Origin of the sequence: Pseudomonas sp. RA_105y_Pfl2_P56, from assembly GCF_963970845.1 — a bacterium.
GTDB lineage: Bacteria > Pseudomonadota > Gammaproteobacteria > Pseudomonadales > Pseudomonadaceae > Aquipseudomonas > Aquipseudomonas baetica_A.
The window spans coordinates 21,431-35,537 of sequence record NZ_CAXAPL010000020.1; the positions used below are offsets into that span (position 1 = coordinate 21,431).

Annotated in this window: 6 protein-coding genes; all 6 read right to left on the reverse strand. The window is 60.7% G+C overall.

Features of this window, described 5'->3' with window-relative positions; genetic code table 11:
* Nucleotides 1-54: 54 nt before the first annotated feature.
* Nucleotides 55-1,374, reverse strand: coding sequence for an MFS transporter (locus tag AACY11_RS15345; protein ID WP_221734371.1), 1,320 nt, complete (start codon nt 1,372-1,374; stop codon nt 55-57).
* A gap of 308 nt (nt 1,375-1,682) precedes the next feature.
* Nucleotides 1,683-3,014, reverse strand: coding sequence for a sigma-54-dependent transcriptional regulator (locus tag AACY11_RS15350; RefSeq protein ID WP_339495139.1), 1,332 nt, complete (start codon nt 3,012-3,014; stop codon nt 1,683-1,685).
* Nucleotides 3,014-4,774: an ATP-binding protein gene (locus AACY11_RS15355; protein WP_339495141.1), complete on the reverse strand. Its 1,761-nt coding sequence runs from the start codon at nt 4,772-4,774 to the stop codon at nt 3,014-3,016. The genes AACY11_RS15350 and AACY11_RS15355 overlap by 1 nt, the downstream gene beginning before the upstream one ends.
* Nucleotides 4,775-4,858: 84 nt before the next feature.
* Nucleotides 4,859-7,501 carry an RHS repeat-associated core domain-containing protein gene (locus tag AACY11_RS15360; RefSeq protein ID WP_339495143.1) on the reverse strand — a complete coding sequence of 881 codons (2,643 nt, stop codon included), beginning with the start codon at nt 7,499-7,501 and terminating at the stop codon, nt 4,859-4,861.
* Nucleotides 7,498-12,000 carry a SpvB/TcaC N-terminal domain-containing protein gene (locus AACY11_RS15365; protein ID WP_339495145.1) on the reverse strand — a complete coding sequence of 1,501 codons (4,503 nt, stop codon included), beginning with the start codon at nt 11,998-12,000 and terminating at the stop codon, nt 7,498-7,500. Before AACY11_RS15365 ends, AACY11_RS15360 begins: the two co-directional genes overlap by 4 nt.
* 221 nt (nt 12,001-12,221) lie before the next feature.
* Nucleotides 12,222-13,745 (reverse strand): fumarate hydratase, encoded by a 1,524-nt coding sequence (locus AACY11_RS15370; RefSeq protein WP_221730643.1) that lies wholly within the window; start codon nt 13,743-13,745, stop codon nt 12,222-12,224.
* Nucleotides 13,746-14,107 lie beyond the last annotated feature (362 nt).

Consider the following 14,107-nt stretch of genomic DNA (forward strand, 5'->3'; position numbering starts at 1 on the left):
GCAAGCCAGCGAAGGGACCCGCACAGCCACCGTTGCAGTGGCTGTGAAACCCGATCAGTCCGTCACGATCCGCGAATGCTTCTGGGTGTCTCTCATGGTGATGTACACCAGCAATGACACGGCGATGCACGCGGTGACGTACCAGTAATAACCGCTTTCCATGCCAATGCTCTTGAACCACAGCGCGATGTATTCGGCAGTACCGCCGAAGATCGAGACGGTCAGTGCGTACGGCAGGCCGACGCCCAGCGCACGGATTTCAGTCGGGAACAATTCCGCTTTCACCACGGCGTTGATCGAGGTGTAGCCGCTGACGATGATCAGCGCTGCCATGATCAGGAAGAACGCGCCCCACCAGGTTTGAATGGTGTGCAGGGTCATCAGGATCGGCACGGTGAAGATCGTACCGAGCACGCCGAAGGCGATCAGGATCGGACGACGACCGATCTTGTCCGACAGGCCACCGATGATCGGTTGCAGGCACATGAACAGGAACAGCGTGGCCGCGGAAATGGTGGTCGAGTCGGAGATGCTCATGCCGACGGTGTTCACCAGGTACTTCTGCATGTAGGTGGTGTAGGTGTAGAACGCCAGTGTGCCGCCCATGGTCAGGCCGACCACGGTCAACAGCTCTTTGGGGTGACGCATCAAGGTGCGCATGGCGCTTTCCTTGGCTTTTTCTTTTTTGGTGAACGACTCGGTTTCTTCCATGCCGCGACGCAGGTACAGCGCAACGACTGCGCACAGCGCGCCGATGGCGAACGGAATACGCCAGCCCCACGCGTACAACTGCTCGGTGGTCAGGGTCTGTTGCAGCACGATCAACACGCCCAGCGCGATGAGCTGGCCGGAGATCAGGGTCACGTACTGGAAGCTTGAGAAGAAACCGCGACGTTCCTTGGTCGCCATCTCCGACAGGTAGGTGGCCGAGGTGCCGTATTCGCCGCCGACCGACAGGCCCTGCAGCAGACGGGCAAACACCAGCAGGATCGGTGCACCGATGCCAATGGTTTCGTAATTGGGGCTCAGGGCGATCAGCAAGGAGCCAAAGCACATCAGGTAAACCGAAGCCATCAGGGCTTTCTTGCGCCCGACTTTGTCGGCGTACAGGCCCATCAGCCAGCCACCGATCGGGCGCATCAGGAAGCCCACGGCGAAGATCGCGGCGGTGTTCATCAGTTGCGCGGTGGAAGAGCCCGCGGGGAAAAAGGTCTTGGCGAAGTACAGCGAGAAGGCGGCATAGACGTACCAGTCGTACCACTCGACCATGTTGCCGACGGAACCGCTGAAGATCGACTTGATCCGGCTGGCGGTGGTTCGTTCTTTGACCGGCACGGCAGCCGACCCAAGAGGCAGGGCGTTGGAGTTATCCATTGAAGGATCCTTCGTTTAATTGTTTTTGTGGAGCGCGTAGAAACGCAGCCTGCTGGGGCTATAGCAGGAGCTGTGCCAACGGGGAGAGGGCCGGTTTAGAGGGGGTGGCGGTTTTTTTTGAGCGGAAATCCGCTTATGGCTGGTGGGTGGTGAGCGGAAAATTGCTCATTGAGGTGGGCAGGTCTTTATTGCCTGTGCCGGCCTCTTCACGGGCAAGCCACGCTTGCACCGGACAGACCGTGTGAACACTGCCGACCACTGTGGGAGCGGGCTTGCTCGCGAAGTGGCCCGAACCGGCACCGCAACATTCAACTGCCTGGAACAAACATCTCCCGAGTCAGCCCATGGCGCTGCATCTTTTCATTGAACGTGCGGCGCGGCAGTTGCAGCTCTTCGAGCACCGCTTTCACATCGCCCTTGTGCCGGGTCAGCGCGGCGCGCAAGCACTGCGCTTCAAACGCCTCCTGCTGCGCTGCCAGCGACTGCCCCGGATCAATTCCCGGTGCCGGCTCATCCAGCCCCAGCACCTGACGTTCAGCAACGTTGGCCAGTTCGCGCACGTTGCCCGGCCAGTCGTGGCTGAGCAGATGACTCAACTGCGCACCACTCAAGGGTGGAAAGGTGCGGCCCAGACGCAGAGCGGCATTCTGGGCGAAGGTCTCGAACAGCAAGGGAATGTCTTCGCGGCGATCTCGCAACGGTGGCAGGCGCAGCTCGGCAATGTTCAGGCGATACGCCAGGTCTTCGCGAAAACGTCCGGCCCGGGCTTCATCGAGCAAGTCGGGTTTGGTCGCCGCGACGATCCGTAAATCCACCCGAATACTCTGGTTCGAGCCCAGGCGCTCAAGCTTCTGCTCTTGCAACACCCGCAGCAACTTCACCTGCTGAGCCAGCGGCATGCTTTCGATTTCATCGAGAAACAGCGTGCCGCCATCGGCGTATTCGAGCTTGCCGATGCGCTTGCCGGACGCCCCGGTAAACGCACCGCTTTCATGGCCGAACAGTTCGGCCTCGAACAATTGCTCCGGGATCGCCGCGCAGTTGAGCGCCACGAATGGTTTGTCCGCACGCGGGCCGAAATCGTGCAGACAACGCGCCACCAACTCTTTGCCGCTGCCGGTTTCGCCACGGATCAGCACGTTGACCGGCAACGCTGCCAGATCCAGTACCTGCCGGCGTAGCGTCTGCAACCCACGGGACACGCCGAGTAACGTCGCATCGAGTTTGGCGCGGTTGTCGGCCTGCTCGTGCAGGGCGCGGTTTTCCAGGATTAACCGGCGTTTTTCCAAGGCCCGGCGCAGGCTGCCGAGCAATGTTTCCGGGCTGAACGGTTTTTCCAGAAAGTCGTAGGCGCCGTCGCGCATCGCGTCGACCGCCATCGGCACATCGCCGTGACCGGTGAGCAGAATCACCGGTAAGTCGGCATCGCGGCGCTGCACCTCGGCCAGCAGTTCCAGACCACTGAGACCGGGCATGCGCACATCGCTGAGGACCACTCCGGGAAAGTGCGCGGGCAGTGCGGCGAGGCATTCTTCGGCGCGGCTGAACAGTTGCACCTCAAAGCCCGACAGGCTCAACCACTGCTCGACTGCGCTGCGAATGCTGCTTTCGTCATCGACCACCATTACCGAATTGAGCATCAGATACGTGCCTCCAGATCGATCGGCACAGACAGGGTGAACACCGCACCGGTCTCGCCATTTTCCACACTCAAACGTCCACCGGACTCATGGACGATGGCGAAAGATACCGCCAGGCCCAGACCCAGACCGTCGCCCACCGGTTTGGTGGTGAAGAACGGATCGAATACCTGGTTCAGATGCTCTGCGGCAATGCCGCCACCATTGTCGCTGACGCTCAGTTGCCACAGTTGCTCATCGGCCTGCAGGCGTATTTCCAGACGCTTGCACGGTTTGCCTTGCATCGCATCGAGCGCATTGCGCAACAGGTTGATCAGCACTTGTTCCAGACGGATCGCATCACCGCGTACCCACGCCGGACGAGTCAGGTGCAGCACCAGACTGACCTGTTCGTCGCGCAGCCGCGCATCGAGCAGTTGCAGGGACTGATCAACCACCGTCGCCAGATCCAGGCGCTCGCGCAAACCGCCGGGGCTTTTTCTGGCGAAGGTTTTCAGGTGGCCGGTGAGGGCGGCCATGCGCGTGAGCATATCGTCTACCGGTTTGAGTGCCTTATAGGCGTCATCGACCCGGCCATGGTCGAGCAGCAGGCGCAGCGTCGCCAGTTGCATGCGCTGAGCGGTCAGCGGTTGATTGATTTCGTGGGCGAGTGCGGCGGACATCTGGCCTAATGCCGCGAGTTTGGCCGATTGCACCAGACCGTCCTGTGCGGTGCGCAACTCGCGAGTGCGTTCCTCGACCAGTTGCTCCAGCTCTTCACGGTTGCGCTGGCGGATTTTCGACAGGCGCCAGCGCTGGTTGAGAAACAGCAGCAGAAACACCAGCGCCAGCCACACGCCGGCAGCGGCGAGCCCGGCGTTGCGCAGGTCTTCGAACGCCACTTGCGGGCGACGCAAAAGGTGCAGCGTCCAGCCTTCGGCGGCCAGCGGCAGCGATTCCCACAAATAATCTGCTGTGCCTTGCGGACCTTCGACCCGGCGCAGTTCGCTGTTGTCATCGAAAAGGCGTAGCGACAGATGGGTCAGTTGCACCAGCGACTGTTTGTCGTACTGACGGGTGGCCTTGATCTCGGCCAGATCGCTGGCGCTCAACGGTCGCAACGAGCGATAGCGCCAGCCGGGCTGGTTGGCGATGAAAATGATGCCGCGCGCATCGCTGACCAATAGCGTGTCGTTGCCCTGGCTCCATTCGCGTTCAAGTTCGGGGAATTCCAGCTTGACCACCATCGCCCCCAGGAACTCATTGTTATCGCCGAGCACCGCGCTGGAGAGGAAGTAGCCGGGAATCCCGCTGGTCACGCCCACGGCGTAAAAACGCCCGCTGCCCTGGGTACGGGTCTGACTGAAATAGGGGCGAAAACCGTAGTTGTGGCCGACGTAACTGCTCGGCAGCCGCCAGTTGCTGGCAGCCACGGCGAGGCCGGTGTGGTCGAGCAGTTCCAGGGTCGAGGACTGCGCCGCACCGTTGATCTTTTCCAGCTTCAGATTAAGGGCCGCTTGTTCCTCGGCATCGACCGGGCCGGCCAGTGCCGACCGCAATTGCGGGTCCAGCGCCAGCACATCGGGAAGGGCGCGATAGCGGTCGATCAGGGTGTGCAATGAATTGGCGTACAACGCCAGTTGCTGGTTGGCGCGGGTCGCGTCCTCCTCCAGCGCCTGCCGTTCGGCGTGGCGGATGGCCAGAGTGGCCGCGAGCGCGGCACCGGCGATGATCAGCAGGGTATACAACGACAGACGCAAAGTACGGGAAGTCGGCAGCATGCTGGGCAGACGGGTGGCAGGTCGGGCGGGCACGATAGCATGGGCGGGGGTGGACCGGCGCGCTGATCGGAGCGGCCATGGATGTCACACGACGGTTTCGCCGACAGACGCCCGACGAATGAATTTCGTCCGGGGTTTGGGCACGGGCCTGGTCATGGGTTGCGCCATCGGCTGCGCAGCGATGTTGTCCATCATCGCCTGGAGGCGATGGTTCGCTTGCTCTGCTTCACTGAGGTTGTCATGTATTTCCTGGACTGCTTCCAGTCCGTCCTGAATGCCGCGAGATGCCGCCGCTGCCAGACCTGATACTGAGCGGTATGCGTCAGCGATTGAGTGGCCAGCCTCCACCATTTCTGTGAATTCAAGTTGATCCAGCGGGGACATCTCCTTGACCTTTTCCAGCAGCGCCTCTGTGGCTGATTGCCGGATCTGGTTCAGGTTGTCCTGAATGATCTGGGGGATTGTGCCGTTGGCGACATCGTTGGCTCCTTCGGCGACGGCCTGTATGGCATCACGGATGTCAGCAGTGTGTAGGGTTTCTGTCACGCGGATGCCACGCTTGAAAAAGCGGTAACGGACATACGCCGCCCCCAATCCACCCACTAAACCACCGATGAAGCCGCCTATCGTATTGCCGATGACGGGGGCGAATGATCCGGCCACTCCGCCGACGACGCCCCCGACCGTGAACCCCAGACTGAAGGCTCCCATCCCCTTCTTGGAGAAAAGGAAGCGGCGGAAGGTCATGTTGTCACGGATTTCCTGGCTGACATCCGCTTCATCATCAGGACCATCAAATCTGTCGGCAGTGTCATGTACCTGGTTTGCGACACTGGCTGTGGTTCGAAACAGGCTCGCGATCCGATTGAAATCGAACCCCTTTTGTCCATCAGGATCAACGTAAATCATCGGGTTGTTCGACACGAAGGTGTACAGATTCAAACCCTGCACATCGCCGGCAGGATCAGCGCTGATCCAGCGTTGCACCCATGGCGCGTAATAACGGGCGCCGTAGTAATAAAAACCGCTGGCGTCCATCTCCTTGCCCGAATAGCGAATGAATTTGTAACTGACCTCAATCGCCGATCGGGTAGCCATCCACGCCGTGGCACCAAACGGGTAATAGCCTTCGTGGCTGATCACTTGGGCGTTCTGATCCAGTTCCATCACGCAGGAGCCCAGGTGATCGTCGAGGCTGTAGCGGCGTTGATTGTTTTCGGCGCCTGGCGGGGGATTTTTCGTCCAGTGCAGGCAGCGCACATTGCCAACACTGATGACGTGCAACACCTCGCCATTGTCCTTTGTGCGAATTTCCAGCCCCGGTAAATAGCGCACCTGATGGAAGTGTTCGGCGGTGTCGGTAAAGGTTTCATGACGTTTGAACACCCGTACGCCTTGGCTGTAGTGGTAGTGCTCGGCGTCGTCGCGAGCGTCTTCACGGTGGATCAGCGTCACGCAGGCCAGCTCGTCTCGCACGTTCCATTGCATGTCCCCGGTAGCCAGCGTCTGCAGATTGCCGTGGCGGTCGAACAGCTTGTCGAAGTCAGGGGGCGGGTCGCCCGGTTTCCAGCGCACGCCGCGGTTGCTGGTCGAGTCGATACACATCTGGACGGTGTGATTGGCTCCGGCCCGTACGTGGCACAACTTGATCAGGTTCCCACCGGGGTCGTACTCATAGGTCTGGGTGTAGTTGAGGCGGTTGTTCGGGTCGGTCGGTTGCGGCAGGCCGGGAATGTCCGAGAGCGGGCCGTCGTCATAGCCGGTGGCGCAGGTCAGTCGGTACAGCGAGTCGTAGCAGAAATCACGGTGACCCTCGATGAGCTGGTTGGCAAACCACACCGGCTGGAAGGCGTGGTCTTCAATGCGGGTGATATTGCCGACCGGGTCGTAAAAGTATTCGAAGTCTTGCAAGACCGCACCGGCAGCTTTGCGGCTGCGCTGGGTGTGCAGGCGACCATCGGCCGGATCGTAAGTCCATTGGCTGAGCACGCCGTTACCGGCCTGCTGTTCGATGATCTGGTCGGCGGCGTTGTATTGCGCATCGAGCAGAACCGGCTGCCAGTCGGGCTGGCCGTTGATCAGCAATTGCACCTGCTTGAGTTGCCCGGCCAGGCCATAGCGCGACTGCTGCCGATGGTCGCCGGCATCGGTCTGTTCCAGTACGGCACCCAGGGGGCTGAACACCCGTTGACTGGTGAAGGCTTCGCCATCGCCAAAGGTGCGGGTTTCCTGCATCGGCTGGCCGGACAGGGCGAAGCTGTCGGTGTGCAGCGTGCCGCCATTGTCTTTGTGCGCCAGCAACTGACCGCGCAGGTTGTGCCCGGCATCGGCCGAGGCATCGGCGTAGGTGAAAGCTTCGACCTCACCGTTCTGTTCGATCGCCACCACACGCAACTGGTTATCGAAGGCCGTGAGCCATTGGTGGTCGCGCTCGTCCCAACGCTTGCGCGGCTCGCCCGCCAGCCCGGGCAGGTTCAAGCGCCAGCCGGCGTCGACACTGTCGGATTTCAGCGCGGCACCGCTCAAGGCATACACCGTGGTCTGGCACGGAACCAACAGGCGCGGATCCCACTGCGCCACCAGCCGTCCCACCGCATCATGCTGCTGACGGTTCACCAGAGGCGTGGTTTGTGCAACGGTACGCAAGTAAGCGACCTGCCGAACAGGCAGGCCCCGGCCGTCGCTCACCGAGAGCGTGGGTGTACGCCAATGCTCACTGGCGGTCATGACCGTGGAACCATTGTTTCGGGCGAAGGCTCGGCGGTGTCGTTGAAGTCTTCGCTGATGTGGTACCAGGGATGGTAGGTCTCGCGGGAGAACTCGCCTTTGGCGTTGATCAGTTTTATCTGCCGTCCCAAAGCGTCATAGAACAGTTGATCGAAGTAGCCGAGTTCGCGAAGGGATTGATCCTTGATGTAGCCATGCACATTGGCCAAAAACGCTCGGAACTGGCGATTCGGTTCCCCCTTGTTGTTGTATTCCACGCGTTGGCTGATGCGCCAGCGCGGATCGGCATGTACCTCGACATACTGGCCGTCTTGAACGACGAGTGAGCCATCCACCACCTTGTACGCCATGCCCGGGTCTACAAGTTGCTGGGTTTGCAACGCCCGGCCAAAACCATCGACGCAGGCCTTGATGATCTGGATTTGTGCGGGGATCTCGTCGTCGGGGTAACGGTCGGCGCTCAGCACGACGCTGTGCACCGGCTCCCGGTGAGCCGATGTGATCGCTTCAAGCAAGGCCTGTTCTGGTGACGTCAGCGTGTTGCGTCGTGCAAGCCTTTGACGCGCGCTAGCCCGAATATGTCCGCTGGGCAACAGGTATCCCTCGTTCACCCACGGCTCGGTCGCAGCAACGACACCCATCCAGCTGAACAAGTCCTTGCGCAGGGTGCTGGCGGCTTTTTGCACCGCCAGCGCCGGATTTTCGATGGCCGGGTCCGGGTGATGATCCGCCGGACGATCGTATTCGCTCAGCGGTCTGAAACCCGCGGCGACACCCTTTTCGGTGCCGTAAAAACTGGTGGCCAACGGTTGCCCGGAAGGTTCGTAAATCGCCTCTTCAACGTTGTCGTTGGGATCGATGATGCGCAGTGGTTGCAGGGCGTGATAGTCGTAATCGATGCTGGTGGTGCAGCCGTCGGGCAGCACGATACGCGTGAGTGCCAAATGGTAATCGTCGTATTCGGCCCTGGTCGTGCCGTGGCTGGGGGTTTCGCGGTAACCGAGCACTTTGTAAAAGCCTTGGAGGTCGGCGTATTCGGCGATGGAGAACGTTGACGACCACAAGTCGTGTTCCGTCCCAGTCAAGGGGGGGGACCAGAACAGAAACTGCATTGGCGTGTAACCGATCCTCTCCAGTTCGGCGCGGATGTCGAACGGCGGCGGCAGGACGCCGTAAGCGTCCAGTGCAATCTTGTCCAGTTGCGCCAGTTCCAGCGGGCCTGCCAGTGCTTCGAATTCGGCAACGCCGTCGGCCAGCAGCGTGCCGTCGGTTTTCACGTAGCGCTGCACGGACTGGGTCGTCAATACGCGCTCGGAGTTCCAGTGCGGCGAATCCTGATGATCCCTCAGTTGGTCGAAAGAGACCTGTGCCGGCGAAAGACCGGTCGGCAGCGTGCCTTTGGGCAGAACCAACGCATTGCTGCGCAGTTGGTATGGCAAGCCCAGTCGCCAATGCTGAGGATCTTCATTCAGGTCGATGAAGCAGGAACGGGTTTCGCTCAGATAGAACAACTGCTGCGCCTCGTCATGGGCGTCGCGCCACCACTGTTGTTCATCCGGGTCGGTAAATGGCGGCGAGTCTTCACGGGTCAGGCGACGTGCATAACTTACCGTCAGTGCGTGGGTCGACAGCCCGTACTCGTTCCAGCGCAGGTTGACCTCGTGACGGCACAGTGGATCCTCGATAAACCGGTCGTACTGGTAGCTGATTTTTTCCAGCATCAGCGGCAGTAAAGTCGCTGCCGCATACGAACCCTTGGGGCGCACTTCGCGTACCAGATAGCGCATCTCCTGCACAGCATACGGCGTGGCAATGCCTGGTTCGTCGACCTGGGCATCGGCATAGGTTTCGATGCGGGTGACCGCCCCGACCAGCGCCCGGGAAATCTGGTATTGGCTGTCGGCGTCGTGTGGCTCGATCGGTTCGTCGACTTCGTCGGCAGCGTGATAACGGCTGAACAGCGTCTTGCCCAGTGCAACAGCCTGTGCGTCTTCGTTGAAATAAAAGTCGCGGGGCCGATCCATCGATTGCCCAGTATGGAACCAGGTGCAGACCCGTACGGGGTCGCTGAACCCGACATCGTCATCGCCGGTGGCGCTTTCGCTGTCGGTCTGCTGCAACTGACCAAAGCCACGGAACTCGCGGTCCTTGCTGTCGTAGACACCTTCGCGCCAAGTAAATGTCTGGGTCAGGCAGTTCCCGGTGACCTCATCCAGTTGCTGCTGTTTTTTCACCACGGCCACCGGGAACGGCAGGTTCGAGACCGGTATTTGGTTGAGTTCCAGTATTCGTTGTTTTTCATCGAGCCATTCCTGTGCGGAACTGCGATAGACCACGCTGGCACTGCAGCCCATATTGTTGTTGCTGGACGTCAGCAGATAAGGCTTTGCCGGCACGAAGTCGTAACGCCAATGCTGCGGTTGAACGTACGGCACCGTCAGGATCAGGCTGGCGCAGCCCAGCCCTTGCAGGTCGGCGAAGCTCACCTGGCAAAGGCGGTCATAACGCACGCCTTCGGGCCACGGCACGGTGACGGGAATCTGCTCCAGACCATTGCCGCCGCGGTTCAGATAAATCTCGAAAGTGTCGGATTGCAGATAGATCAGCGCCGAGGCACCGGAGCCGTCGAGGTCGGCGAGGCGTACGCGCGACGAATCGAATTGCTCGTAAGTGAAGGGCAAGTCGCTGATCTTGCGACCTTCGCCAAACGTACCGTGGCCCAGATTGGGCCAGCATGTGATTTCGTCATGGCGGATGCGGCTTAGCTCGGGCATGTCGCTGCCCAGCAAGTTGCCCAGCAGTACCAGTTCGGTGGGTGAATCACTGAACAACGGCAAGCGGTCGTCGTCAGGCTTGTGATCGACGTCTTGAGCCGCGGCAAAGCCCTGCTCGCGGCGGTTGGCGTACAGCCGCACCGAGTTCGGGCCGATCAATGCAACGGAACTCAAACCGTCTCCACTCAAGTCGCCGAGTGTCGACAGGGTGTTGAAAAACTCCAGCGGGAATTTGTCGAAGGGGACGAAGTCGGCGAAGTTACGCTGTGCATTCAGCGTACGGAAACCACTGATGCCCGGCTGCGCAGTGATCCAGTCCAGGCGTCCGTCACCGGTCAGATCGGTGAGCAATTGCTGTACCGCGCGGTTGCGATCGGCCACCGGGATCTTGTCCAGTTGCCTCCAGGGCCCGTAGTCGATGTCGTCGGTTTGCGGTGTGGCACGCAATGGTTCGCGGTAATACCAGCCCTGGTCATAGCGGCAGAGAAACCCAGGAATGCCTTCACCGTAGAGGTCAACGCACTGGTAGAAGTTGCCGTCTTCAATGCCTGGCTGGGTTTGTGACTCGAACAAACGAGCTGAGGTTTTATTGAGGTCGAAGGGCGAGTAGTCGAACTCCACCGGCGGCGAGTTCTCGACAAAGCCACTGGCATCAAAGGCCTGATAATGGGCCGCAGCGATCTGGCTGAAGGCCCATTGCGTCACGGTTTGCGGGTCGCGGTATTCCAGCAGCAGACGACGTACCAGTTTCGGCGAGTCGTCCGCTTTCGTGGGGAAGCGGTGGAACATCAGCACTTGCTGGCAACGCCTGCGGGTGCCCACCTCAAAGCCCTGCCCGTAGGTCGAGAAGCGGTCTGCGCGGTTGAGCCACGGCTTGAGGGTAGCGCCGTCATACACCGGAACCTCGGTCAGCGACGTGGTGCGCTCACCGTAGTCAAACAACAGCTGAAAATGCCACTGTGGCGGCGCGGTATCCTCCAACTCCCAGGCATACAGTTTTTGGCTCGCGGTGAAGTTGCCGTAGTGCACCCGCTCCAGATAGCGCTGGGCACGGTAGTCGTGGACGGGGTCGGGATCCTGATCATCGGCCTTGTACACGTAACCGATGTGTTCACCGCGAGCGTTCATGCTTTCGCAGAGCAGCCAGGCGCCAATGCGCTGCGGGTCGTCCGGGTCTGCGCTGCGTGAATTCTCTGTTTTGCCGTAGACATGCAGCGAACCGTCGGCGCCGTGTATCAGCCAGAAACCCGGCGCAACCCCCTCTCCTGAACCCGGCGCGCGCTGCCAGTATTCACGCAACGCAAAATCACCTTCCACCCGTGGCCAGTAGCGCACCACGCTGTGCGGGCCGACGTCATCGCCGTCATAGGTGGATTCAAGGCGCGACTTGATCGTGCCGTCGGCTTCCAGTTCCGGCATCCACACCTCACCATCGGCGCCGATGATTTCATCGTGATCGGTGTAGTGCGGCACGCCCTTGCTGGTACGTCGGCTGATCTCACTGAGGCCCAGTCCCCAGCCGATGCCGAATGGACCATTGCCGGTCTGGCTGCTGTAGGACAGGGACAGTTGCGGATCCCAGCCTCGCCCGGCGGATGTCGGCAAAGGCAGTACGAATGAGGCGGCACCCGTAGGGCCGACCGCGCCCCAACTTTTGCCGATCGTGGCGATCGTCGAGCTTTTGGCAATGGAGGGTGTAACGATGCTCAGCTCTTGTTCGGCCATGATTGCGTCCGGTGCACTTGGGGTGGCGTAGTTGATTGGACGCTACCAAGAATCGGACGAGGCGTAACCTGTCAGATCTGACAGGTCAATAAGATCAAATTGTGTGCATTGGCGCGGTTTTTATCGCCAAAGCAATGGTTGGGGCCGGATGTCGGGGGCGTAGGCACAAAAAAACCGGCCCGTCGTGAGACGGGCCGGCTTCGTTTGCCGCGATGAAACGCTTACTGCACTTCTACCGCCAGGCTTTGGCTGATCTTCTGTTGCCAGATCGCAGGGCCGGTGATGTGTACCGACTCGCCTTTGCTGTCGACAGCAACCGTCACTGGCATGTCCTTGACCTCGAACTCGTAGATCGCTTCCATGCCCAGTTCGGCAAACGCCAGCACTTTGGACTTCTTGATCGCTTGCGCCACCAGGTAAGCCGCGCCGCCGACCGCCATCAGGTACACGGCTTTGTTGTCCTTGATCGCCTCGATCGCAGTCGGGCCGCGCTCGGACTTGCCGATCATGCCCAGCAGACCGGTTTGCTCAAGGATCTGACGGGTGAACTTGTCCATCCGCGTTGCCGTGGTCGGACCTGCCGGGCCCACCACTTCGTCACCGACCGGATCAACCGGGCCGACGTAGTAGATGAAGCGACCTTTCAGATCCACCGGCAAGGTTTCACCCTTGTTCAGCATCTCGACCATGCGCTTGTGCGCCGCGTCGCGACCGGTGAGCATTTTGCCGTTGAGCAGCACGGTTTCGCCCGGCTTCCAGCTCTGCACGTCTTCCGGGGTCAAGGTGTCGAGGTTGACGCGACGGGCCGACGGGCCGGCTTCCCAGACGATTTCCGGGTAGGCGTCCAGCGGTGGCGCTTCCAGCGAAGCCGGGCCGGAACCGTCGAGCACGAAGTGCGCGTGACGGGTGGCAGCGCAGTTCGGGATCATGCACACCGGCAGGGAGGCGGCGTGGGTCGGGTAGTCCATGATCTTCACGTCGAGCACGGTGGTCAGGCCGCCGAGGCCCTGGGCGCCGATGCCCAACTGGTTGACCTTCTCGAACAGCTCCAGACGCATTTCTTCGATGCGGTTCTGCGGGCCACGGGCCTTGAGTTCGTGGATGTCGATGGATTCCATCAACACTTCTTTAGCCATGACCGCGGCTTTCTCGGCGGTGCCGCCGATGCCGATGCCGAGCATGCCCGGTGGGCACCAGCCAGCGCCCATGGTCGGAACGGTCTTCAGTACCCAGTCGACGATCGAGTCGGACGGGTTGAGCATGGCCATTTTCGATTTGTTCTCGGAACCGCCGCCCTTGGCCGCCACGTCCACTTCCACGGTGTTACCCGGGACGATGGAGTAGTGGATGACTGCCGGGGTGTTGTCCTTGGTGTTTTTACGAGCGCCCGCCGGGTCGGCGAGGATCGAGGCACGCAGGACGTTTTCCGGCAGGTTGTAGGCGCGGCGCACGCCTTCATTGATCATGTCGTCCAGGCCCATGGTGGCGCCATCCCAGCGTACGTCCATGCCGACGCGCACGAACACGGTGACGATACCGGTGTCCTGGCAGATCGGGCGGTGGCCGGTGGCGCACATGCGCGAGTTGATCAGGATCTGCGCCATCGAGTCACGGGCCGCTGGCGATTCTTCGCGCAGGTAGGCTTCGTGCATCGCCTGGATGAAATCCACGGGGTGGTAATAGGAAATGAACTGCAGGGCGTCGGCAACGCTCTGAATCAGGTCGTCTTGCTTGATCACGGTCATGAGTCGCGCTCCTCTAAAAGACGGGAACATTTTAATAGGGCAGCTTTGAGCTTCGAGCTTCGAGCGGCAAGTCAAAGGCAGTACGTGGACTGTTTGAGCTTGCGGCCTTGAGCTTGCAACTTGAAGCTGGCCCTTTGGGCCGGGCACGCCGGGGCTGCTGGCGCGACGCTAAAAAGGCGCGGCAGTATACCGCGCCTCGGTGGGGCATACACGCGCCGGGATTCATTCGTTGGTCGAATGGCTTGACGGGGGGCGGGGGATTGCATTGGCAAATCGAGATCCTTGCCCTTCAGTCAGGCCCTGTCTCCCAGGGCGGTGAGGGGCTTTTGAGGCCACGCTTTTGACGCCAATTATCCGGCCCG

Bases quoted from the DNA above. Each gene is read 5' to 3' on its own strand.
- AACY11_RS15370 (WP_221730643.1), bottom strand. From the start codon at position 13,745: ATGACCGTGATCAAGCAAGACGACCTGATTCAGAGCGTTGCCGACGCC.
- AACY11_RS15345 (WP_221734371.1), bottom strand. From the start codon at position 1,374: ATGGATAACTCCAACGCCCTGCCTCTTGGGTCGGCTGCCGTGCCGGTC.
- AACY11_RS15350 (WP_339495139.1), bottom strand. From the start codon at position 3,014: ATGCTCAATTCGGTAATGGTGGTCGATGACGAAAGCAGCATTCGCAGC.
- AACY11_RS15365 (WP_339495145.1), bottom strand. From the start codon at position 12,000: ATGGCCGAACAAGAGCTGAGCATCGTTACACCCTCCATTGCCAAAAGC.
- AACY11_RS15355 (WP_339495141.1), bottom strand. From the start codon at position 4,774: ATGCTGCCGACTTCCCGTACTTTGCGTCTGTCGTTGTATACCCTGCTG.
- AACY11_RS15360 (WP_339495143.1), bottom strand. From the start codon at position 7,501: ATGACCGCCAGTGAGCATTGGCGTACACCCACGCTCTCGGTGAGCGAC.